Origin of the sequence: Kitasatospora sp. NPDC058032, from assembly GCF_042885845.1 — a bacterium.
GTDB lineage: Bacteria > Actinomycetota > Actinomycetes > Streptomycetales > Streptomycetaceae > Kitasatospora.
The window spans coordinates 277,404-299,963 of sequence record NZ_JBHVRK010000007.1; the positions used below are offsets into that span (position 1 = coordinate 277,404).

The following is a 22,560-nucleotide window of genomic DNA, read 5'->3' on the forward strand; positions in this document are numbered from 1 at the left end:
CCGGCCGGTTCTGCCCGCCGGCCCGGGGCTTCTGCGTCTACCGCCCGGCGATGGTGTCGGCGAGGCGGGCGAGGGGGGAGGTGGTGGCGCGGCGGCGGGCGGCCTCCTGGCGGTCCGCGGTGTGGTAGGCGGCGTAGAGGGCGTGCACGCCGAGCCAGCGCAGGGGTTCGGGCTCCCAGCGGCGGACGGTGTGGCCGACCCAGGGCAGCCGGGTGAGTTCGGTGTCGTGGCCGAGGACGAGGTCGCGCAGGGTGCGGCCGGCGAGGTTGGTGGTGGTCACGCCGCTGCCGACGTAGCCGCCGGCCCAGCCGAGGCCGGTGCGGTGGTCCAGGTCGACGGTGGCGCACCAGTCGCGGGGCACGCCGAGCACCCCGGCCCAGGCGTGCTCGATCCGGGCGGTGCGGGCGGCCGGGAAGAACTCGTGCAGGATCTCGCGGAGTTGGCGGATGGTGGCGGGCTGGGTGGCGCCGTCGGTGTCGGTCCGGGAGCCGAAGCGGTAGGGGACGCCGCGTCCGCCGAGGGCGATCCGGTCGTCGGCGGTGCGCTGGGCGTACATGTAGGCGTGGGCGAAGTCGCCGAGCACCTCGCGTCCCTCCCAGCCGGCCTCGGCCCAGAAGGACGGCGGCAGCGGCTCGGTGGCGATCATCGCCGAGTTCATCGGCAGCCAGGTGCGGCGCTCCCCGGCGAGGCCCGAGGTGAACCCCTCGGTGGCGCGCAGCACGTAGCGGGCGGTGACGGTGCCGTACGGGGTGACCGCCCGGGGCTTGCGGCCGCCGCGGATCCCGGTCACCGGGGTGCTCTCGTACAGCTCGACGCCCAGCCGCTCGACCGTCGCCGCGAGGCCGGCGGCGAGCTTGGCGGGCTGGACGCGGGCGCCGTACGGGCTCCAGACCCCGCCGAGGGTGCCGGCGACGCGCAGCCGTTCGGCGGTCTCGCCGGCGCTCAACTCGTGGACGCGGTCGGGTCCGTAGCCGCGTTCGGTCTCGGCGAACTCGCGCAACCGGGCCAGTTGGGCGGGAGTGCGGGCGACCTCCAGGACGCCGCCGCGCACCAGGTCGGCGTCGATGCCCTCGGCGTCCAGGGTGTCGGCGACCTCGCCGACCGCCGCGTCCATCACCCGCTGCATCGCGGCGGCGCCGGCCCGGCCGTGGCGGCGGGCGAAGGCGCCGCGACCGGCGAAGCCGTTGTAGAGCCAGCCGCCGTTGCGTCCGGAGGCGCCGTAGCCGCAGAAGCGCTGTTCCAGCACGGCGATCCGCAGTCCTGGGTCGGCCTTCTTGAGGTGGTACGCCGTCCAGAGGCCGGTGTAGCCGCCGCCGACCACGCAGACGTCGACCTCCCGGTCGCCGGGCAGCGCCGGCCTCGGTTCGGGCAGCCCGAGCCGGCCCCACCAGAAGGACACCCCGCCGTTCACACCCCTGCCACCGGATCCCACGGACCCCGACCTCCACTCGCGTTGATCGTTTCCCGGGACGGTACGCCCGCGCGCCGTTCGGGAACCACCGACAGCCTGGAAGCATCCGCGCCCCGGCCCAGCCAGCCTGTCAGGCCGGCAGCCGTTCGAGGACCTCGCCGGCCGTCCACCCCTTCATCGGCCCTGTCGCACCGGGTGCGCGGGGCCGGTTCCGCCCGCCCCGCCGACCGTCGCGGCGGGGACGGGCAGGGCGTCGCGGGGCGGGCGTCAGCCGAGGGTGGAGGCGGTGACGGGCTCGCCGATCGGGATGGTCCGGCCGGCCAGACCGGTCTTGACGAACTGCCAGGTCAGGCCGTTGATCACGCCCTGGCCGAGGGGCGCGAGCCTGGCGAAGGCGGGCTGGCTGAGGTCGATGTGGGTGGAGTCGCAGGACGGACACTGGTCCTTGACGGGGACGGTGAGGGTCTTGCCCTGGTAGCTGACCTTGACCGAGATCCCCTGGCAGACCGGGTCGTTGTTGGGGTTGGCGGTGGTCCACCAGGTGTGCGAGACGGCGACGAGCAGTTGGGTGGCGGCATTGATCTGGGTGCCGCAGGCGCCGTAGCCGGCGTCGTTGTAGTAGGTGGCCTTGCCGGTCATGGGTTTGTTGATCGGTATCGCGGCACTCGCGGTTCCGGCGCTCAGGGCGACGATCGCGGCGGCGGCCAGCGGAACGCCGGCCAGGATCCGCAGCTTCGGGGCAACGCGCATGTGGGCCCTCCCAGTTGGGTCGATGGGAAGGACGGTAGGCGGGATCGGAACGCATGGGACAGACACATGACATGTTGTCATGAACACAAGCCGAGAATCTTTACCCGCACGACCGAAGGGGGGACGATACGTGACCGCACCACTCCCCCGCGCGTTCAGCAGGGCACCCGCTCCCACGCCCTCGGAGGCCCCCGTGCGCACCCTCGCCCTGCTCGTCGTCCTCACCGCCGCGCTCACCGGAGCCCTTGCCGGACCGGCCGCCGCCGCCCCGGAGGTCCGGGAGGTCAACCAGGGTTACAGCATCCCGGTCGGCGCCGTCACCGACCTCGGCGCCCTGCCCGTGCTCGGCGGGCTCGGCCTGGACTTCGCCCGCCTGCTGGGGGCCTGACGAACCCCGGCCCCGGACCTCGGAGGGCCCGCCCGGACAGGCTCCGGGCGGGCCGTTCCGCTGCCGGCGGGGTTTCTTCCGCTGCGAAAGTTAGTAATCCGGACACGCCCCCGACAGGCGGGAACACGCCGCCGCAGCCGTCCCGTCACCGCCCGACCATCGTCCGCAATGCGGCGTCACACGGCCGCAACATGCCTTCTCACCAGGCAGAACGGGTGATTGACAGGGAGGCGGCGGCTTCAGCACGATGAGCGCCGAGCCCACTCGCAGCGCCCCGGACCCGGAAGGAGGGCCGATGAGCACGGTTCACCGCACCGCCCCGGCCCGCCGCGGCTGTCGCTGTTGTCGCGGGGCACTCGCCCGCTGATCCCGGGCCGTCCGGCCCACGCGTGCCGCCCGTCACCGCGTCACGCCCCTACCGCGTCGCACCTCTACCACGTCACACCCTTCACCGCGTCCCGCCCTGCCCGCGTCCGCCGCCGGGGCGTTCCCACGCATCCCCGTGTCCGCTCCACGAGAGTCGAGGAACCGCCATGTCCACCGCCACCACCACTGCCCTGCGCCTCACCCCCGCCGCCGGCCGGATCGGCGCGATCGTGCACGACGTACGCCTCGGCGGCGACCTGCCCGCCGAGACCGTCGCCGCCCTCGAAGCCGCGCTGTACGCGCACAAGGTGCTGTTCTTCCGCGGCCAGCAGCACCTCGACGACGCCGAACACGAGGCGTTCGCCCGCCTGTTGGGCCAGCCGGTCGGCCACCCGACCGTCCCGAGCGCCGACGGCCGGTACATCTTCGAGCTGGACGCCACCAAGGGCGTGCGCGCCAACAACTGGCACACCGACGTCACCTTCGTGCCGTCCTACCCCAAGGCCTCGATCCTGCGCGCCCTGGAGCTGCCGCCGGCCGGCGGCTCCACCGTGTGGGCCAACACCGCGGCCGCCTACCAGGACCTGCCGCAACCGCTGAAGGTGCTGGCCGAGTCGCTGCGCGCCGTGCACACCAACGACTACGACTACGCGGCGAGCCTCGCGCTGCGCCCCGAGCTCGCCGAGAACGCCGAGGTCGCCAACCTGTTCCGCCAGGTGTTCGTCTCCACCGCGTTCAGGACCGAGCACCCGGTGGTCCGCGTCCACCCGGTGACCGGCGAGAAGAGCATCCTGCTCGGCGCGTTCGCCCAGCGCATCCAGGGCGTCTCCGGCGCCGACGGCAAGGCGCTGATCTCGCTGTTCCAGCGGTACGTGGAGCGGCTGGAGAACACCGTGCGCTGGGACTGGCAGGTCGGCGACGTCGCGATCTGGGACAACCGGGCCACCCAGCACTACGCCGTCAACGACTACGGCGACGAGCCGCGCCTGGTCCGCCGGATCACCCTGGACGGCGACCTGCCGGCCGGCGTGGACGGCGCCCCGAGCCGGCTGCTGGAGCCCACCGAGCCGCCGCGGGTGGCCGGGCTGGTGCCGGCCGAGGAGCTGGAGGCCGAGCGGCCGGCCGCCCAGCCGTAGGAGACCGGGCCGCAGACGACCGTAACCCTCGCGCAGCGCTGAGCGGCGCCGAATCCCCGAAGGACGAAGGATGTTCGCCGAGCTGACGAGCACGGTCGTCACCACCGCCCGGCCGCGCACCGGGGACGCGCGGCGGGACGTCAACGCCGCCGCCGTCCTGCGGGCGGTGCTGGACCACGGTCCGGTGGCCCGCAGCCGGGTGGCCGCGCTCACCGGCCTGAGCCCGGCCGCCGTCTCCCGCCAGGTGGTCGACCTCGTCCGGCTCGGGCTGCTGCGCGAGCGGCCCGAGCCGGCGACGGCCCCCGGCCGCGGCGCGGTCGGCCGCCCGCAGCTCCCGGTGGACGTGGACACCGACCGGATCGCGGTGGCCGGGCTGCACATCGGCCTGCCGTCCACCACCTTCGCCTTCCTCGATCCGCGCGGAAACGTGCTGCACCGCAGGGAGTTGAGCCACCGGGGACGCACCGGCCCGGCGGTGCTGCGGCCGCTGCTGGAACGGTTGCCCGGGCTGCTCGCCGCCGCCCCGGACGCCCGCACCGTGGTCGGCCTGGGCGCCGTCACCGGCGGCACGGTCGACCGCGATCGCGGACGGATCATCCGTCACGATCCGCTCGGCTGGCAGGACCTGCCGCTCGGCGAGCTGCTGGCGGACGCCTCCGGGCTGCCCGTCCAGGTGGACAACCACGCCCGGGCGCTGACCCAGGCGGAGATCCTGTTCGGCCACCCGGCGGCCCGGCGCTCGATGGTGCACCTGTTCGTCGGCCATGTGGTGGACGCGGCCCTGGCGGTGGCCGGCACCGTGCACGTCGGCCCGGCCTCGCCGACCGGGGAGATCGCCCACCTGCCGGTGCCGGACAGCGACGTGCCCTGCCACTGCGGCCGGACCGGCTGTCTGGTGGCCGCCGCCTCGGACACCACGCTGTTCGAGGCGGCGGCGGCCGAGGGGATCACCGAACGGCCCGACCGCGCCGCGCTGGTGGCCGCCGTCAAGGCCGGCGACCCGCGGGCCGACCGGCTGGTGCGGCGGCGCGCGGAGACCGTCGGCCGGGCGCTCGGCCTGCTGGCCGACGTGGTCAACCCCGATCTGCTGGTCCTGACCGAGCACTTCACCTCCCTCGACCCGGCCTATCTGGAGGTGGTGCGCGCCGCGTTCGCGCGCGGCTCGCACCTGCGGCGCGACACCGGCCTGGTGATCGCCCAGCGGCGCGGCGCCGACGTGCTCGCCGTGGCCGCCGGGGCGGCCTCGCTGGGCGCCCTCTACGCCCGCCCGGTGCACGCCCTGACGACCGCCCCGCCCCCTCGCCGACCGACCCCGACAGCTCCTTCCCGCAGAGGATCCCACTCGTGACCAGCTTCCCCACCGCCGCCCCGCTCTCCCGCCGGGCGCTGCTCCGCGGCGGCCTGGCCGGCGCCGGCCTGCTGACCCTGGCCGCCTGCCGCTCGGCCGCCGACACCGCCGCCGGCCGGAGCGCCGACGATGCGGCGGGCCCGCGCCGCGGCGGCGTCCTCACGGTCGGCGCCGGCGTCGACTTCACCCCGGCCCTGCTGTTCGCCCAGAGCGCCAACACCCTCGTCCAGCGGCTGGTCTTCAACACCCTCACCCGCTACGACGACCAGCTGAAGCCGCAGCCCGAGCTCGCCACCTCCTGGGAGGTCACCCCGGACGGCACCGGCGTGACCCTCAGGCTGCGCGAGGACGTGACCTTCCACAGCGGCCGCCGGTTCACCGCCGACGACGTGGTGTTCGCCGTCAAGAACCTCCAGAACCCGGCCCGCTCCGCCCAGTTGCGCTCCACCGCCGCCGCCGTCACGGACTTCCGCAAGAACGGCGACTTCGAGCTCACCCTCGTCCTCGCCCATCCGGTGAGCAACCTCTTCGACCTCTTCGAGTTCATGATCATCCCGGACTCGGCGACCGTCGAGGAGGCCTTCGCCGGGACGAAGCTGATCGGCACCGGCCCGTACACCTTCACCGAGCGCAAGCCCGGCAGCTCGATCACCTTCGCCCGCAACGCCGCCTACTGGAACCCGGGCCGCCCCTATCTGGACGGCGTCGAGATCCGCGTCGTCCCGCAGCAGGAGTCGCTGCTCTCCTCCCTGCGGACCGGCCAGACCCACCTGTCCTACAGCGTCCGCGGCAAGGACGTCGCCACCCTCAGGAGCGACCCGCAGTTCCGCGTCACGCCCTACGACACCGGCTCCGGCGCCCACTACATCGGCGTCAACCTGACCGCCGAGCACGTCGGCGACAAGCGGGTGCGGCAGGCCATCGCCTGGGCCGTCGACCGCGAGCGGCTGGTCCAGCAGGCCCTCGGCGGCTACGGCACCGTCTCCTCGACGCCCTGGCCCAAGTCCTCCCCCGCGTACGCCGCGGAGGCCTCCGCCCACTACCGCCACGACCCCGAGCGCGCCCGGCAGTTGCTCAGGGACGCCGGACTCGGCGGCATCAGCCTGCCGTTCGCGCACAGCAACGACCCCGGCAGCACCGCCATCGCGCAGATCCTCCAGTACGACCTCCAGCAGGTCGGCATCGAGACCGTGCTGCAGCCCACCGACTCGCCCACCATGCAGAAGCAGCTCATCGCCCAGAGCATGCCCGCGCTGTGGACGCTGAGCCACGGCTTCGCCCAACTCCACCCCGCCACCCTGGCGGTGAGCGCCTACCCGTTCAACGAGGCCAAGAACAGCTCCCACTTCGGCTCGCCCGCCTACACCGACATCGTCCAGCGCGCCTGGAAGCGGCCGGACAGCGACAGTGCCGAGGCCAAGGCGCTCTACGGGCAGATCACCGACGTCCTGCTCGACGAGCAGTTCGTGATCGACCTCGCCATCGCCGGTCTCACCGAGGTCGCCGGCGGCAAGGTCCGCGGCGCCACCCTCAACAAGTTCGGCTACCTCAACCTCGACGACGCCTACCTCACGGCCTGAGCGGACGGCCCGAACCCCATGCGAAGCTTCCTCCTCAAGCGGCTGCCCTCCGGGCTGCTCGTCCTCCTCCTCGCCTCCTTCCTGGTCTTCCTCATCCTGCGCCTGATCCCCGGCGACCCCGCCACCACGCTGGCCGGCCCCGACGCCGGACCGCCGGCCGTCGCCGCGATCCGCGCCCAACTCGGCCTGGACCGGCCGCTGCTGACCCAGTACCTGCACTGGCTCGGCGATCTGCTCAGCGGCGACCTCGGGCCCAGCTACTCGATCGGCGGCCAGGTCGCCGACCTGATCGGCGACGGGATCGGCGCGACCGTCCAACTCACCGCCGCCGCCCTGCTGCTGGTCGTCCTGCTGGCCCTGCCGCTGGGCGTGCTCGGCGCCACCGCCCGGCGCCGCCCGGTCGCCGCGGCCGTCCGCGCCTTCACCACCGCCGTGCTGGCCGTGCCGCCGTTCGTCACCGGCGTGCTGCTGGTACTGCTGTTCGCCGTCACCCTCGGACTGCTGCCCGCCGGCGGCCACGAGTCCCTGCTCGACGCGCCCGACCTCGCGCTGCAGTACCTGCTGCTGCCCGCCGTCTGCCTCGCCCTGCCCAGCGCCGCCGTGCTCGCCCGCTACCTCACCGACGGCATCCACCGCGCGCTCGCCGAGGACTACGTGCGCACCGCCACCGCCGTCGGCGTCTCGCGCCGGCGGATCGTCTGGCGGCACGCCCTGCCCAACGCGCTGCCCTCCGCCGTCACCGTGCTCGGCCTGCAGATCGGCCACCTGGTCGCCGGGGCGGTGCTGGTGGAGCGGATCTTCGCCTGGCCCGGACTCGGCCAGCTCGTCGAACAGGGCGTGCTGCGCCGCGACTACCCCGTGGTGCAGGCCCTGCTGCTGCTGATCGTCGCCGGCTACGTCGCCGTCCAGCTGCTCACCGACCTCGTGTACGCCTGGCTCGACCCCCGGATCCGGTGGGAGTAACCGATGACCGCCCTGACCGCCCCCGCCCCGGCGCGCACCGCGCGCACCGCCACCCGCAACCGCTACCTCGCCGGGCTGCTTTCCGCCCGCGGACTGACCGGGCTCGCCCTGGTCGGCACGATCGCGCTGGCCGGGCTGCTCGCCCCGCTGCTCACCTCGCAGGACCCCGACGCCCAGGGCCCGCTCGCGCTCGCCGGACCCAGCGCCGCACACCCGCTGGGCACCGACGACCTCGGGCGCGACCTGCTCAGCAGGGTCCTGCACGGCATCACCACCGACCTCGCGCTGACCTTCGGCGCCGTCCCGGTCGGCGCGCTGGTCGGCTGCTCGCTCGCCCTGCTCGCGGCCGGCCACCGCTGGGCCGACACCGCCGTCCAGCGGGTCTTCGACCTGGTGCTCGCCTTCCCCGGCATGATCCTGGCGCTGGCCGTCACGGCCGTGCTCGGCCCGGGCCGCTGGCCGGTGTTCATCGTCATCGCACTCGCCGAAGTCCCCCTTTTCGGCCGCCAGTTGCGCTCCGGCATCCTGGTCCAGCGGGAGCGCGAGTACGCGCTGGCCGCCCGGGTCGGCGGCGCCACCCGGGCCCGGGTGCTGCTGCGGCACGTACTGCCGAACGCCGTCGACCCGCTGATCGTGCAGACCGCGGTGGCCCTGTCGGTCGGCGTGTTCATCGAGGGCGCGATGAGCTTCCTCGGGCTCGGCGTACGCCCGCCGGAGCCGACCCTCGGCTCGATCCTCAGCCAGTCCGTCGGCTACCTCGCCACCCATCCGACCTTCGCGGCCGCCCCGCTGGCCGCCACCACCGCGCTGGTGCTCGGCTTCACGCTGATCGCCGAGGCCCTGAACCGGGGAATCCGCCGATGACCACCAGCACACCGCCCGACGACACCCCACCCCGCGCCGACCGCACGGTCCTGCGGGTCACCGACCTCACCGTGGCCTTCGAGGGCACCACCGCCGTGGACGGCGTCGGCTTCGACCTCGCCGCCGGGGACACCCTCGGCCTGGTCGGCGAATCCGGCTCCGGCAAGTCCACCACCGCGCTCGCCCTGCTGCACATGCTCCCCGCCGGGGGCCGGATCACCGGCGGCTCGGTGCAACTGGCCGGGCAGGACCTCGCCGCCCTGCCGGAGAGCGCCCTGCGCGCCGTCCGCGGGCGCCGGATCGCCATGGTCTTCCAGGACCCGATGTCCTCGCTCAACCCGGTGCTCACCGTCGGCAGGCAGCTCGACGAGGCGCTGCGCGCCCACGGCAGGAACCCCGACAAGCGCGAACGGGCCACCCGCGCCGTCGAGCTGCTCGACCTGGTCGGCATCCCCGACGCCGCCGGGCGACTGCGCGACCATCCGCACCAGTTCTCCGGCGGACAGCGCCAGCGCATCATGATCGCCCTCGCGCTCGCCAACGACGCCGAGGTGCTCGTCGCCGACGAACCGACCACCGCCCTCGACCCGACCGTCCAGCAGCAGATCCTGCGCCTGCTCACCCGGATCAACCGGGAGACCGGCACCGCGCTGGTGGTGATCAGCCACGACCTCGGGGTGATCGCGCAGACCTGCCGCCGGCTGCTGGTGATGCGGCACGGCCGGGTGGTCGAGTCCGGTGCCACCGCCGAGGTCCTCGGCTCGCCCCGGCACCCGTACACCGAACAGCTCCTGGCCGCCGTCCCGCGTCTGGAAGCGCCCTCGGCCGCCGCCGCCAACAGCGCGCCCGGCACCGAACCGCTGCTCACCGTCACCGGCCTGCGCAAGACCTACGGCTCGCGGCGGCGCGCGGTCACCGCGCTGGACGGCGTCGACCTGGTGCTGCACCCCGGCGAGACACTCGGACTGGTCGGCGAATCCGGCTCCGGCAAGTCCACACTGGCCCGCGCGCTGGTCCAGGTGCACGCCCCGACCGGCGGCGAGATCCGCTTCCGGGGACGGGAGTTCGGACGCGGCGGCGAACGGGACGCCCGGCGCGAGGTGCAGCTGGTCTTCCAGGACCCGTACGCCTCGCTCAACCCCCGGATGACCGCCGGGCAGATCATCGCCGAGCCGCTGATCGCCCACGGCCTCGGCGACCGGGCCGCACGCGCCCGGCGGGTCACCGAACTCCTGGAGCAGGTCGGCCTCGACCCCGACAGCGCCGAGCGGCATCCGCGCGCCTTCTCCGGCGGCCAGCGCCAACGCATCGGCATCGCCCGGGCGTTGGCGCCCGAACCGAGCGTGCTGATCTGCGACGAGCCGGTCTCCGCACTGGACGTCTCGGTCCAGGCCCAGGTGCTCGACCTGCTCGCCCGCCTGCAGCGCGAACTCGGCCTCGCCCTGCTGTTCATCGCCCACGACCTCGCCGTCGTCCGGCAGGTGAGCCACCGGATCGCCGTCATGCACCGCGGCCGGATCGTCGAGACCGGCCCGGCCGACCGGGTCGTCACCGCGCCCGAACACCCCTACACCACCGAACTCCTGGCCGCCGTCCCGCGCCTGGACACCCGGCCCGCCGTCCGCACCGGCCGGTCCGCCGCCCTCACCACCCGGAGCACCGCATGAGCGCGTCCCCCGACGCCCGGCCGTACCGCGACCCGTACGACGGCTTCCCCGGCACCGTCGGCCGCACCTTCCGCGAGTCCACCCCGGCCTGGCCCGACCGCGTCCGCCCGCGCGAGGGCGCACCCAACATCGTCGTCGTCCTGGTCGACGACCTCGGCTACAGCGACATCGGCCCGTTCGGCTCCGAGGTCCCCACCCCGGTCCTGGACGGCCTCGCCGAGCGCGGCGTCAAACTCGCCAACTACCACACCATGCCGCTCTGCTCCCCCGCCCGGGCCGCCCTGCTCACCGGCCTCAACCCGCACCGGGTCGGCTACTCCTTCGTCGCCAACGCCGACCCCGGCTTCCCCGGCTACGGCATGGAGATCGCCGACGACATCCCCACCCTCGCCGAACTGCTGCACGACGCCGGCTACGCCACCTACGCCGTCGGCAAGTGGCACCTGACCCGCGACTCCGCCTCCAACGCCGCCGACCACCGCGCCAACTGGCCGCTGCAGAAGGGCTTCGACCAGTACTACGGCGTCCTGGAAGGCCTCACCAACCTCTTCCACCCGCACCAACTCGTCCGCGACAACAGCCCGCTGGACATCGACGAACTCCCCGACGGCTACTACTACACCGACGACATCACCGACCGCGCCATCGACATGGTCACCTCGCTGCGCGCCCACGACGCCGACAAGCCGTTCTTCCTCTACCTCGCCCACAACGCCGTGCACGGCCCGCTGCAGGCCAAGCCCGAGGACCTCGCCCGCCACAAGGGCCGCTACGACGACGGCTGGGACGCGCTGCGCGCCGCCCGGTTCGCCCGCCAGCTCGCCGCCGGCCACTTCCCGCCCGGCACCCGACTGCCCGACCGCAACGCCGAATCCGGCTACGAGGTCGGCCCGTGGAGCGAACTCACCCCCACCCAGCGGCAGCTCTACGCCCGCTACATGGAGGTCTACGCGGCGATGGTCGACAACGTCGACCAGAACCTCGGCCGGCTGCTCGACACCCTCGCCGCGCTCGGCGAACTCGACAACACCATCGTGGTGTTCACCTCCGACAACGGCGGCACCGGCGAGGGCGGCGCCGAGGGAACCCGCAGCTACTTCAGCCGCTTCGTCCACCACCCCGGCCTCCCCGAGGACTGGAACCCCGACGTCGAGCGGGAGGTCGAGCTGATCGGCGGCCCGCGCTCGCTGGTCCACTACCCGCGCGGCTGGGGCATGGCCTCCAACACCCCGTTCCGCCTCTACAAGGGCCAGACCCACGCGGGCGGCGTGCGCGTCCCGTTCGTGCTCTCCTGGCCCGCCGGACTCCCGCGCACCGAGGGCGATCCCGGCGTACGCACCCAGTACCAGTACGTCACCGACCTGCTGCCCACCCTGCTCGACCTCGCCGGCCTGGAACGGCCCGCGCGACGCGGCGGTCGGACCGTGCAGTCCCTGGACGGCTCCACCTTCACCTCCGTCCTGCGCGACCCCGCCGCCGCCTCCACCCACCCCGAGCAGTACTGCGAGATGACCGGCAACCGCAGCTACTACCGCGACGGCTGGAAGCTGGTCACCCTGCACCGACCCGGCGCCCCGTACGACGACGGCGAGTGGGCGCTGTACGACCTGCGCACCGACCCCACCGAGATCCACGACCTCGCCGCCGAACACCACGACGTCGTCAAGGAGTTGTCCGCCGCCTGGGAGGACGCCGCCTGGCGCAACGGCGTCTTCCCGCTCACCGACGGCAGCGGCGCGCTCGCCCGCCGCCACCCCGACGACGCCCGGCTGCGCCGCCCGCTGCGCCTGCTCGCCGGCACACCCGAACTGGAGCGCTACCGCTCGTCGCGGCTGATCTCCTTCCGCTCCTTCGCCGTCGAGGTCGAACTCGCCCACCACGGCGCCGAGGACGCGGGCGTCCTGGTCTCGCACGGCGACCAGGGCGGCGGCTACAGCCTCTACGTCGAGGACGGCCGGCTGCACCTCGCCTACAACCAGTACGGCGAGCTCTTCGAGGCCGACGCCGGCCCGCTCGCCCCCGGCGCCCGCCTGGTCACCGTCGAGGCGACCGCCGTGGCCGGCCTGCGCTGGGAGTTCCGCGTCCTGGTCGACGGCACCGAGGCCGGCCGGCTCGGCCCCGTCCACCAGCTCATCGGCATGGCCCCGTTCCAGGGCATCAGCGTCGGCGTCGACCGCAGGTCCCCGGTCTCCTGGCCGCTGTACGAGCGCCACCGCTCCTTCCGCTACAGCGGCGCCCTGCGGGCCGTCACCTACCTGCCCGGCGACCCCGCCCCCGACGACCCCGAGACCGTCGCCCGTGCGCTGCGGGAGGCCGCCGCCGCCTTCGAATAGCCGATCAATCAGCCGATCAGTCAGCCGATCGGCGCGCTATCCTCCGGAAGGCTCGTGGCGTCCGCCACCCGTCGTCCGTCCTGTCCGGGGGAACAGTGATCAGCGAACTCCTGCCCGAAGCCGTCGTCGTCGAGACCGCCTACTCCGACCCGCCCGAGGCCCGCCTCGAACCCGAGGAGCAGGCGGTCGTCGCGCGCGCCGTCGAGTCCCGCCGCCGCGAGTTCACCACCGTGCGCCACTGCGCCCGGCTCGCCCTGACCCGCCTCGGCGTCCCCTACCGCCCGCTCCTCCCCGGCCTGCGCGGCGCCCCCGGCTGGCCCGACGGCGTCGTCGGCTCCCTCACCCACTGCGCCGGCTTCCGCGCCGCCGCCGTCGCCCGCGCCGAGCACGTCCTCTCCCTCGGCATCGACGCCGAACCCGCTCTCCCCCTCCCCGAGGGCGTGCTCGACGCCATCGCCCTGCCCGCCGAACAGCAGCGCGACGCCGCCCTCACCACCGCCCACCCCGACACCCCCTGGGACCGCATCCTCTTCAGCGCCAAGGAATCCGTCTACAAGACCTGGTTCCCCCTCACCCAGCGCTTCCTCGACTTCTCCGAGGCCGACCTCACCCTCCACCCCACCGGCACCTTCACCGCCACCCTCCTCGTCCCCTCCCCCCTCCCCACCCTCACCGGCCGCTGGCGCGTCCACAACGGCCACCTCGCCACCGCCATCACCGTCCTGCGGTAGCGGGCCGTGTTCAGCCCGCGGCCGGTGAGGGTGGGGAGGCGCTCGGTCATGCGGTTCAGCCTGTCAGCGGCCCCGGGGTGACAGAAGTGCGCGCACTCACCGAGGGTAGTGAGCATTCCCATGGGAGGCCCGTGACACATGTCATGACGGAGCATCACCGAATGGGGGCGGAAGCGGGAGTCCGCAGGTCGGGGCAGAGGTGGGGCCGGAGACTCATGCTCCTGGGACAACGCTGGAGGGAGGGTGGTGGTACGTCGCCCGCAGGGCTGGAGTGCGGGCAGAGATGATCACGAGGTGTCACTATGAGTAGCCATTCTGTGAGCGAGGTTCCCGCGCTGGCGGTCACCGTGCACACGAAGGAGGACGGTGGCGCGGCCGGCGGTCTGCTGGGGCACGGGCTGCTGACCAGTACGGCGACCGTGCTGGTGCCGGATCCGGTCGAGGCGCTGGCCAACCCGTGGCGGAGATTCGTCGCCCGGATATCGCGCTCGCCGGGGGACGGGGCCGTGGAGGTTCCGGTCGGCGGCGTCAGTGTGGCGGCGCTCGACGGGGACGGGATCACCACGGCGGCGGCGGTGCTGACGCTGGTCTGGGCCGAGCCGTTCGCGGTGGCGGCCGTGCAGGTCACCCGGGCGCAGTTGGCGGACGCCCTGCTGCGCAACCACGGTGACCAGTGGGCGACGTACGCCGAGCTGGGGTTCCGGGTGGTACCGCCGGAGAAGGACGGTCCTCCGGACACCTGGTGGCTCGGGGCTCCCGAGTCCACCATCGGGGTCGCGGGGAGTGCCGGCGTCTACGCGGGAGGCACCTGTTGCGGCAGCCGGCTCTGCTGCAAGGCGCCGCAGACGGCAGCGGACTGATGGCGGCGGTGGCGTGATGGTGGCGGCGGCGGTGGCGCAGGGGCAGGCGCAGGCACAGGTACAGGGCCGGGCGCGGCGGCAGGGGGCGGCGCGGTGGCTGCGGTCGGTGTGGCTGCAGGACACCGCGCTGGCCGTGGCGGCGGTCATTCCGGAGCTGTTCTACTTCGGCACGTTGATCGCCCCGTGGGCGGACTGGCAGCAGCGGATGTGGATGCTGCTGCTCGCCCTCGCCGAGGTGCTGGCACTGGTGGTGCGGCGCCGCCGGCCGCTGGCGGTGTTCGCCACCGTGTGGGTCATCGCGGTCACCTCCGACCTGCTGTCGTGGGCGAACACCGTCGACTACACCCCGTGCTTCGGCCTGCTGATCGCCCTCTACACGGTGGCCGCGCAGTACCGGCGGCCGGTGGCGCTGGGTGTCCTGGTGGCGAGCCTGATTCCGATGGGGATGGCGATCGCCGAGACGATCGGCGATTACGAGGGCCCGCTGACCACCCCCGTCCTGGTCGCGAACATCGCGTTCTACGCCCCGGTGACGCTGGTGGTGTGGGGGTTCGCCCGGTGGAGCCTGGCGACCAGGACGGAGGCGGAGCGGCACCGGCAGGAGGTCGCCGAGGCACGGTTGCGGGTGACCCAGGAGCGGGTGCGGATCGCGCGGGAGCTGCACGACATCGTCGCGAACGCCGTCGCGGTGATCGTCATGCGGGCGGAGACGGCCCGGGCCACGGCGCTGGAGGACCCGGCCTGCTCCGAGGCGTTCGCGCACATCGAGGACCTCGGCCGGTCGACGATGGCCGAGCTGCGGCACATGCTGCGGCTGCTGCGCGGCTCGGACGCGGCCACCGAGGACGGCTACAGCCACGGGCTGGGCGATCTGGAGCAGCTGCTGGCGGACGTCCGCAAGGCCGGCGTCCGGATCGCGCTGGAGATCCGGGGCACGCCGCTGCGGGTCGACGACAGCGTCGGTCAGACGGCCTACCGCCTGGTCCAGGAGGCCGCCACCAACATCACCAAGCACGCCGGCCCGGGGACCCGCGCGGTCGTGCGGATCACCTGGGACCGGGCGCTGCTCATCGAGGTGGTGGACGACGGTGCGGGGCGCCCGCCGGACGGGGAGCGCGAGGAGGGCCGGGAGCTGTCGACCGGGCACGGGCTGCTGGGGCTGCGCGAGCGGGTGGCGCTGTACGGCGGGCTGCTGAGCGCGGCGCCGTACGGGCCCGGGTTCCGGGTGGCGGCGGCACTGCCGGTGTCCACGGCGGCCGGTCCGGCACCGGTACCGCGGTGACACGGCGGCCGGACCCGGGACCGGCGGGTCAGCAGCCGAGCCGGACCTGGGCGGCGCGGCGCAGCGTCCCGGCGGCCTCGGTCCGGGCACAGCGGACGATGCCGTTCTCCACGGACCCGTAGGTGATGAACGTCCCCGTGGTACCGCTGCCCGGGACGGCGCTGACCCATTCGCCGGTGTCGGGGCCCGTCCGGACGCAGACGTACTTGACGTACTCGCCCAGGACCTTGCGGGTCCCCCGGTAGAGGCCGTAGCGGTCGGGCTGGTTGTAGCTCCACGTGGTGGTGAGGGTGGAGCCGCCGGTGGACGAGGTGGTCTTCTGGACCGGGAAGCCGACCCAGGCCTCGGCCTTGAGGAGGATCTCGCTCTCCGCGGCGGTGATGGTCGGGTTGCCGTCGACGGAGGTGGTCACCGAGGCCACCCGGGGCAGGGCGTCGGTGCGCGTCCCGGATCCCGCGCCGACGACGACCATCGTGAGGTAGTCGGTGACGATCGGGTCGACCTGGGTGTGGATCACATCCACCCAGGGGGCGTCCACGGCGGGGTTGCAGCTCGACCGCAGCGAGCGGGTGTCGGCGTGGGCGGTGGCGGCCCCGACGCCTCCGAGTTCCAGCAGGGCCAGGGCCGTCATGGTGGCGGCCGCGGTCGCGGCGGTGCGGCGGCGGCGCGGGCTGTGGGCGGGGGTCATCCGTACTCCTCCGTCGGTCGTGAACCGGGCCGGGCGCGGGCGCGCCCGGGCGGACGTGGGCGGGCGGACGTGCGCGGGGGTTGCGCGGGGGTTGCGTCACGCATCCTCACCGAGACGGCGGGGGCGCCGGTATCCCAGATTTGTTGGGTGGTTCGTTCCTTCAAACGGAACGTCCGCCTACCGGAAGGCGTCGGAGAGGCGGGTGAAGGTGCGCCCGGCGGCCAGGAGGGCGGGGAGGGCGGCGGCGACGCCGCGGGCGGTGCCGGAGGCGGGCCGGTTCATGTGGGCGATGACGATGCCGCCCGGCTCGGCGTCGGCCAGCTCCCGCTGGACCTGGGCGGCGGGGAGGGTGGCGCCGCCGTCGGCGTTGGTGCTGAATCCGGCGATCCGCTGGCCGAGGTCGGCGGCGATGCGGGTGGCGACGTCGTCGTAGTGGGCGGTGCCCGAGCGGAAGAAGCGGGGCGGGCGGCCAAGGAGGGCGGTGAGCTTGGCGAGGTTGCCGGCGACCTCGTCGTAGACCTCGCCGGGGTCGCGGGTACCGGCGATGCCGTACGCGGAACGGCCGGTGACGGAGAGGGGGCGGTGGGCGGTGCCGTGGTTGGCGATCTCGAAGAGGGGGTCGGCGGCGAGGTTCTCGAAGACCTCGGGGTTGGCGTCGATCCAGCGGGCGTTGAGGAAGAGGGTGGCGGGGACGGCGTGGGCGCGGAGGGTGTCGATCAGGGCGGCGTCGTAGCCCGAGCCGCCGGAGCCGCCGCAGGCGTCGAAGGTGAGGGCGACCGCGCGGGCGGCGCCGGGGAGGGTGGTGAGCACACCGGGGACGTCCAGGCCCCAGGTGGTGGGCGCGGCGTCGGCGTAGCGGGCGGTGACGGCCGCCCGGGTGGGCAGGGTGGTGGCGGGTGCGGAGGCGGGTGCGGAGGCCGGCGGGGAAGCCGGCGGGGAAGCCGCTGCGGAGGACGCCTCGGCGGAGGGAGAAGGCGTCGGGGAAGGCACCGGGGAAGGGGCCGCGGACGGCGGCTCCGACGGGGAGGGCGCGGGCGAGGACGGGAGCGAGGGCGGGGCCGAGGAGGGCGGCGACGCTGTCGGCGGCCGGGTGGTCGGCGACCGGGTCGGCGGCGCGCCCGGAGTGGGCGCGCAACCGGCCAGCGCGGTGCCGGCCGCGGCCGCCAGGAGGGTCCGCCGACTGAGTGCCATGAAAGCTCCGAACCTGTCCGTCCGTCAGAGATCACCGATCCACGCCCCTCCATTCAGGGCCTCCGCGCCCGCCCGTGCAAGCCGACGCGGCCTTCACGGGGCTGCCGCACGACCGTGGGGCCCGGCTCACCCGGGGTTCACCGGGGAGGGTACGAGACTCCGCTGACATCCCGGCGAGAGCGGAGGCTTCCGATGGCTGAGGACATGCACGAGGACGGCAAGGCGCGGCCGGCCCGACGCGGATTACTGGCGGCGGGCGCGCTCGGGGCGGTGGCGGCGGCCACCGCGACCGCGGGCGTCGCCCGGGCGGCCGACGGCGAGACCGCCAACGGCGCGGCGGGCGGCGGCGCGGCGGCCGGCGGCGCGGCGGGCACCGAGCGGACGATCACCCTGACCGGCAAGCTGCCGACCGGCGCGCCCGACTTCGTCCACCTCCCCTTCGACGTCCCCGGCGGCGTCCGCGAGATCGCCGTCTCCTACCGGTACGACAAGCCGACCGTCCCGCCCGGCACCCCGGGCAACTCCTGCGACATCGGTCTCTTCGACGAGCGCGGCACCGAGCTCGGCGGGCGCGGCTTCCGCGGCTGGTCCGGCGGCTTCCGCACCGAGTTCGCGGTGAGCCGGGAGCAGGCCACCCCCGGCTACCTGCCCGGCCCGGTCCGTCCGGGCCGCTGGCACGTCGTGCTGGGGCCGTACCAGGTGGCGCCGCAGGGCCTGGAGTACCGGGTGGACGTGACGCTGCGGTTCGGCGCGCCCGGGGGCGAATTCACCCCCGCCTACCCGCCGGAGCGCGCCCGGGGGCGCGGGCGGGCCTGGTACCGGGGCGACTGCCACCTGCACACGGTGCACTCCGACGGGCGCCGCCAGCCCGCCGAGGTGGCCGCCGGCGCGCGCGAGGCGAAGCTGGACTTCATCGTGTCGACCGACCACAACACCACCTCCTCGCACGGCGTGTGGGGCCCGCTGGCCGGACCGGACCTGCTGATCGTGCTCGGCGAGGAGGTGACCACCCGCAACGGCCACTGGCTGGCGCTGGGCCTGCAGCCGGGCCAGTTCGTCGACTGGCGCTACCGCTCGCGCGACGAGGCCTTCCCCCGGTTCGCCCGCCAGGTGCGGCGGCAGGGCGGCCTGGTGGTGCCGGCCCACCCGTACTGCCCGTACGTCGCCTGCCAGTGGAAGTTCGGGTACGAGGACGCGGACGCCGTCGAGGTGTGGAACGGCCCGTGGACGTACGACGACGAGTCGGCCGTGGACACCTGGGACGCCCAGCTGGCGGTGGCGCTGCGCGACGGGCGGTCCTGGCTGCCGGCGATCGGCAACAGCGACGCGCACAGCGCCCCGCAGGTGATCGGCTCGCCGCACACCGTGGTCCTCGCGGAGGACCTGAACCGGGACGCCGTGCTGGCGGGCCTGCGCGCCGGCCGCAGCTGGCTCGCCGAATCGGCGGCGGTCCAGCTGGACTTCACCGCGACCGGCAACGGCCGGCAGGCCGGGATCGGTGAGGAGCTGGCCGTTCCGGCGGACGCGCCGGTGGATGTGCGGCTCGCCGTCTCCGGGGTGCCGAACGGCACGGTGCGGTTCCTGACCGACGAGGGCCAGCTGCACCAGGAGTCGCTCCCGGCCGACGGCGCGGGCACGGTGGTGTGGCGGACCACGGCTTCGCTCGCCGCGTTCGTCCGGGCCGAGGTGCGGCACCCGAAGGCGGACGGGACCCCGGGCCGGGGCAACTCCATGGGCCCGGACCTGCCGTGGGGGCCGATGGCGGCGCTGACCAATCCGATCGTGCTGCGGACCCGGAGGTAGCGGGGAGGCGGCCGGGAAGCGGGGGGACGGCGAGGGGACGGCGGGAGGTCCGGGGAGGGGAGGACTCCGGGGTGTGCGGTGGACTAGGTTGATCTCCGACAGCAGTCAGTCGATATGACGAGACGGTCGGCTGTCCGTCGTATGGCCGGATTTGCCCGCGCGCTCCGGCCGTCCCGCCCCGGCCCCCCGTCCGTCCCCGGCCCGTGAAGGGATCAGCAGCTGTGAACCGTACGACCGTAGGTGGGCCGGAGCTCGGGGGCGGACGGGGGGCGGGCAGTGTGGTCGTCCTCTCCGACCCGGCCGCCGGTGCCGGGAGCGGCGCGGTCGCCCCGCTGGTCGCGGACGCGCTCTTCCCCAGCGTCCACCTGCGCGCGGAGGACTTCCGGCGGGCGGTCCGGCAGGGCTACGTGGAGGCGGACCGCCCGGAGGCGCGGCGGCAGAACGTGACCGCGCTGGCGGCCACCGCTCAGGCCGCGTTCGCGTTCGCCTCGGGCGGCTACCAGGTGGTGGTGGAGGGCTCGGTCGCGCCGACGGCGCTGGACGCCTTCCGCCGGGAGAGCCGGGCGACGGGGGCGGCGCTGCACTACGTGGTGCTCAACGGGGGCGCGGTCGCCGGGGGCGCGGTCGCGGAGGCGGACGGCGCGGGCGGCGACGACGCCGAGGCCACGGCCGACACGGTGCTGGCCGGACTGCGGCGGGGGTCCTACCTGCTGGGGTGGTGACCCGGCGTCGAACGCGGAACGCGGAAGGCGGCCCGCCGGTCCGGGGGTGACCGGCGGGCCGCCGCTGCGGCCGGTCGCCCCGGTGTCCGCCGCTCCCACAAGGGCGGAGACCCGGGCGGCCGTAGGCCCGGCGCTCGCCCGGGGGACGAGCGCCGGTGGCGGTGCCGCCACCCTGGACTACGGGTGGCGGGGCGGGAACGGTTCACTCCGTTCCGCTTCCGCGCTCTCGGGACGCCCTCGCGGGCGGGCCGTCACCCGGCGCCGGCCATGCCGTGGGCCTCCAGGATCGGCCGCAGGGCGCGGACGGCGTAGAAGTTGCGGGACTTGACCGTGCCGACCGGCACCCGCAGCACCCGGGCCGCCTCCACCATCGACCGGCCGTTCATGTGCAACTCGACCAGGACGTCCCGGTGGTGGGGCTGGAGCTCCGCCATCGCCGCCGCCACGTCCTGGGCGACCAGCACCTCGTCGTACGGGTCGTGGGTACCGGCGTGGTCCTCCGGGGCCTCGTCGGCGACCTCCTGGGCGCGGGCGGTCTGCATCCGGTAGTGGTCGATGGCGATCCGACGCGCCACCGTGAACAGCCACGGGCGGCTGTGCTCGGGACCCCGGTGCATGGCCGCCGGGTTCTGCCAGGCGCGCAGCAGGGTCTCCTGGACGATGTCCTCGGCCTTGCCGCGGTCGCCGCTGGTCACCCGGAGCATCGCGCGCAGCAGGTAGCCGCCGTGCAGCCGGTACAGCTCGGCGAGGGTGTCCTGGTCCAGGGTGGGCCGGGCGGACCGGTCGGGCCGGGTGGCCGCCGGGGCGACGGGCCCCCGGGCGTCCTCGGTGGTCGTCCCGGCGTGGGCGGTAGCGTCGATGGCCACGGCTGTTGAGCCCCTTACGACATTCGTCATTCGTCGGCACCCCGGTCGTGCTGCGGGACCTGGGGCGATCGCTGTCTCGGCGCGGGGGCGGGCCACGGCGGGCGAGCCGCTCTCCCGGGCGCTGCCACGCTTGCAGCCGCCGCCAACGGCGGGCCAACGCGGCGCCGCCGACGACGTTGGCGTGACGTTGGGGGCGCGTTCGAGGGCGCCGACGGGCGCTCGCGGGCGTCGGCGAGCCGCCGCGGGGGGCCGTCACTCCGGGCGGCGGCCGTTCCGGTCCCGGCCGGCGCGGTTCCGCCCGACGCGCACCGCGGCCGCGGCCAGTCCCACCAGCGCCGCACCGCCCAGGCTCACCCCGGCCAGCGCCGACGCCAGCCGCCGGGCCGAGGGGTCCGCCGGCGGCGGAACGACGACCGGCTCGGGGGACGGCGGTGTGCCGGCACCGGCCGGCCCGGCCCCGGACGGACCTCCGGCGGCCACCGCCGTCACCGGGTCCACCGTGCCCCAGCCGACAGTCTGATCGGGCAACTCCGTACCGGGCCGGTAGGCGGTGGTCCGCAGCCGCTCGGCCAACTGGTCCACGGTCAGCGACGGCGACCGGCCGAGCACCAGCGCCGCCGACCCGGCCACCAGCGCGGCGGCGTAGCTCGGTCCCGAGGCGATGAACGAGCCGCCGCCCGGTCCCGCGGCCACCAGCCCCTCGCCGGGGGCCACCAGGTCCACCCGCGAGGCCCGCCCGCCGGTGGCGCCGGACGACGGGGCCTCGGGGGCGGCGGACGCCGAACGGTCCGCCGGGACACCGTCGGCTCCCAGCGCGGCCACCGCGAGCACGCCCGGATACCCGGCCGGATACACCGGGGCCGCCACCGACTGGCCGTCCGGGCCCGCCGGCGCGACCAGCAGCATGCCCTTGGCGGTGGCGTAGCCGACCGCCTCGGCCAGCGCCGGCGCCGCCTCCGCGATCGGCGCCGCGACCACCGCGATCCGCGCACCGCCGTCCGCCGCCGCGCGGATGCCGCGGGCGAGCAGGTCGGCGTTGGTGCTCCCGGCGTCGTCGGTGACGGCCACGGACAGCACCTTCGCCCCGGGCGCGATGCCCGCCGGACCGCCGTCGGCCGTGCGGCGGCCGGCGATCAGACTCGCCAGGAAGGTGCCGTGTCCGACGCAGTCCCGGCCCGCGTCGCCCTCGCCGTGCAGGCGCGGCCCGAGCGTCAGCCGCCCGGCCAGCGCCCCGGTCCCGGCCCCGGCCGAGGCCTCCACCCCGGACCCGACCACCGCCACCGTCACCCCCTCCCCCCGGCTCGACGGCCACACCGCCTCCGGCCGCAGATACGCCTGCGCCCACCCCGCCCGCTCCGCCACCCGCCCCGACGGCTTCCGGCACCCGTTCTGCCGCACATCGGACAGGGTCTGCCCCATCGCGGGAATCTCCGCCGCCCCGCCGGCCGGCGTCGGCGACCCCACCGCCCGCACCGGCCCCGAAGCCACCGAGGGACCCGCTGCGGCGGAAACGACCGACCCGTCGGCGGCGGCCGGCAGGGACCGCGCCGAGGAGACGAGCCCGGCCGCCACCGGCCGAACCCGTCCCGCCACAGCAGAAGAACGCGCCCC

The 22,560-nt window shown here is 74.9% G+C and carries 19 protein-coding genes; 13 read left to right on the forward strand and 6 right to left on the reverse strand.

Translation table 11 applies throughout. From position 1 onward, the window contains the following. Window positions 1–37: 37 nt before the first annotated feature. Both ACFVUH_RS14700 and ACFVUH_RS14705 read right to left on the reverse strand, forming a co-directional pair. The gene (locus tag ACFVUH_RS14700) at window positions 38–1,411 is read right to left on the reverse strand and encodes an NAD(P)/FAD-dependent oxidoreductase (RefSeq protein ID WP_387913469.1); all 1,374 of its coding nucleotides are present in this window, start codon (window positions 1,409–1,411) and stop codon (window positions 38–40) included. A gap of 267 nt (window positions 1,412–1,678) precedes the next feature. Continuing rightward, window positions 1,679–2,161: a cysteine/serine endopeptidase inhibitor gene (locus tag ACFVUH_RS14705; protein ID WP_355365322.1), complete on the reverse strand. Its 483-nt coding sequence runs from the start codon at window positions 2,159–2,161 to the stop codon at window positions 1,679–1,681. 130 nt (window positions 2,162–2,291) lie between these two features. Here ACFVUH_RS14705 and ACFVUH_RS14710 point away from each other — a divergent pair, with 130 nt between their 5' ends. The 11 genes from ACFVUH_RS14710 (at window position 2,292) to ACFVUH_RS14760 (ending at window position 15,679) form a co-directional block, all read left to right on the forward strand. Continuing rightward, window positions 2,292–2,549: a hypothetical protein gene (locus ACFVUH_RS14710; RefSeq protein WP_387913471.1), complete on the forward strand. Its 258-nt coding sequence runs from the start codon at window positions 2,292–2,294 to the stop codon at window positions 2,547–2,549. Window positions 2,550–3,082: 533 nt separating this feature from the next. Further along, complete coding sequence (locus ACFVUH_RS14715; protein ID WP_387913472.1) at window positions 3,083–4,051, forward strand: TauD/TfdA dioxygenase family protein; 969 nt, start codon at window positions 3,083–3,085, stop codon at window positions 4,049–4,051. A gap of 70 nt (window positions 4,052–4,121) precedes the next feature. Next, window positions 4,122–5,399 (forward strand): ROK family protein, encoded by a 1,278-nt coding sequence (locus ACFVUH_RS14720; RefSeq protein WP_387913473.1) that lies wholly within the window; start codon window positions 4,122–4,124, stop codon window positions 5,397–5,399. Further along, window positions 5,396–6,979, forward strand: coding sequence for an ABC transporter substrate-binding protein (locus ACFVUH_RS14725; protein WP_387913475.1), 1,584 nt, complete (start codon window positions 5,396–5,398; stop codon window positions 6,977–6,979). Before ACFVUH_RS14720 ends, ACFVUH_RS14725 begins: the two co-directional genes overlap by 4 nt. A gap of 18 nt (window positions 6,980–6,997) precedes the next feature. Continuing rightward, entirely contained in the window at window positions 6,998–7,942 is a 945-nt protein-coding gene (locus ACFVUH_RS14730; protein WP_380681874.1) for an ABC transporter permease, read from the forward strand. 3 nt (window positions 7,943–7,945) lie between these two features. Next, the gene (locus ACFVUH_RS14735) at window positions 7,946–8,806 is read left to right on the forward strand and encodes an ABC transporter permease (RefSeq protein WP_387913476.1); all 861 of its coding nucleotides are present in this window, start codon (window positions 7,946–7,948) and stop codon (window positions 8,804–8,806) included. Then, complete coding sequence (locus tag ACFVUH_RS14740; protein ID WP_387913478.1) at window positions 8,803–10,473, forward strand: ABC transporter ATP-binding protein; 1,671 nt, start codon at window positions 8,803–8,805, stop codon at window positions 10,471–10,473. The genes ACFVUH_RS14735 and ACFVUH_RS14740 overlap by 4 nt, the downstream gene beginning before the upstream one ends. Next, entirely contained in the window at window positions 10,470–12,806 is a 2,337-nt protein-coding gene (locus ACFVUH_RS14745) for an arylsulfatase (protein ID WP_387913480.1), read from the forward strand. Before ACFVUH_RS14740 ends, ACFVUH_RS14745 begins: the two co-directional genes overlap by 4 nt. 95 nt (window positions 12,807–12,901) lie before the next feature. Beyond that, complete coding sequence (locus ACFVUH_RS14750) at window positions 12,902–13,537, forward strand: 4'-phosphopantetheinyl transferase (protein ID WP_387913481.1); 636 nt, start codon at window positions 12,902–12,904, stop codon at window positions 13,535–13,537. A gap of 317 nt (window positions 13,538–13,854) precedes the next feature. Then, window positions 13,855–14,397, forward strand: a complete 543-nt coding sequence (locus ACFVUH_RS14755; protein ID WP_387913483.1) for a hypothetical protein — start codon at window positions 13,855–13,857, stop codon at window positions 14,395–14,397. A gap of 31 nt (window positions 14,398–14,428) precedes the next feature. Next, window positions 14,429–15,679: a sensor histidine kinase gene (locus tag ACFVUH_RS14760; protein ID WP_387913485.1), complete on the forward strand. Its 1,251-nt coding sequence runs from the start codon at window positions 14,429–14,431 to the stop codon at window positions 15,677–15,679. Between the two features lie 28 nt (window positions 15,680–15,707). Here the strand turns inward: ACFVUH_RS14760 and ACFVUH_RS14765 are convergent, their stop codons facing one another. Continuing rightward, a complete protein-coding gene (locus ACFVUH_RS14765; RefSeq protein WP_387913487.1) occupies window positions 15,708–16,367 on the reverse strand; it encodes a hypothetical protein in 660 nt (219 codons plus the stop codon). Between the two features lie 177 nt (window positions 16,368–16,544). Beyond that, entirely contained in the window at window positions 16,545–17,357 is an 813-nt protein-coding gene (locus tag ACFVUH_RS14770) for a polysaccharide deacetylase family protein (RefSeq protein ID WP_387913489.1), read from the reverse strand. A 405-nt stretch (window positions 17,358–17,762) separates the two neighbouring features. On the opposite strand from ACFVUH_RS14770, the gene ACFVUH_RS14775 reads away from it, so the two are divergent. Further along, window positions 17,763–19,361, forward strand: a complete 1,599-nt coding sequence (locus tag ACFVUH_RS14775; protein WP_387913584.1) for a CehA/McbA family metallohydrolase — start codon at window positions 17,763–17,765, stop codon at window positions 19,359–19,361. A 278-nt stretch (window positions 19,362–19,639) separates the two neighbouring features. Then, window positions 19,640–20,083 carry a hypothetical protein gene (locus ACFVUH_RS14780; RefSeq protein WP_387913491.1) on the forward strand — a complete coding sequence of 148 codons (444 nt, stop codon included), beginning with the start codon at window positions 19,640–19,642 and terminating at the stop codon, window positions 20,081–20,083. Window positions 20,084–20,334: 251 nt separating this feature from the next. Here ACFVUH_RS14780 and ACFVUH_RS14785 read toward each other — a convergent pair whose 3' ends face one another. Beyond that, window positions 20,335–20,949 (reverse strand): sigma-70 family RNA polymerase sigma factor, encoded by a 615-nt coding sequence (locus ACFVUH_RS14785; RefSeq protein WP_355365345.1) that lies wholly within the window; start codon window positions 20,947–20,949, stop codon window positions 20,335–20,337. A 252-nt stretch (window positions 20,950–21,201) separates the two neighbouring features. Then, the gene (locus tag ACFVUH_RS14790; RefSeq protein ID WP_387913493.1) at window positions 21,202–22,368 is read right to left on the reverse strand and encodes a S8 family serine peptidase; all 1,167 of its coding nucleotides are present in this window, start codon (window positions 22,366–22,368) and stop codon (window positions 21,202–21,204) included. Window positions 22,369–22,560 lie beyond the last annotated feature (192 nt).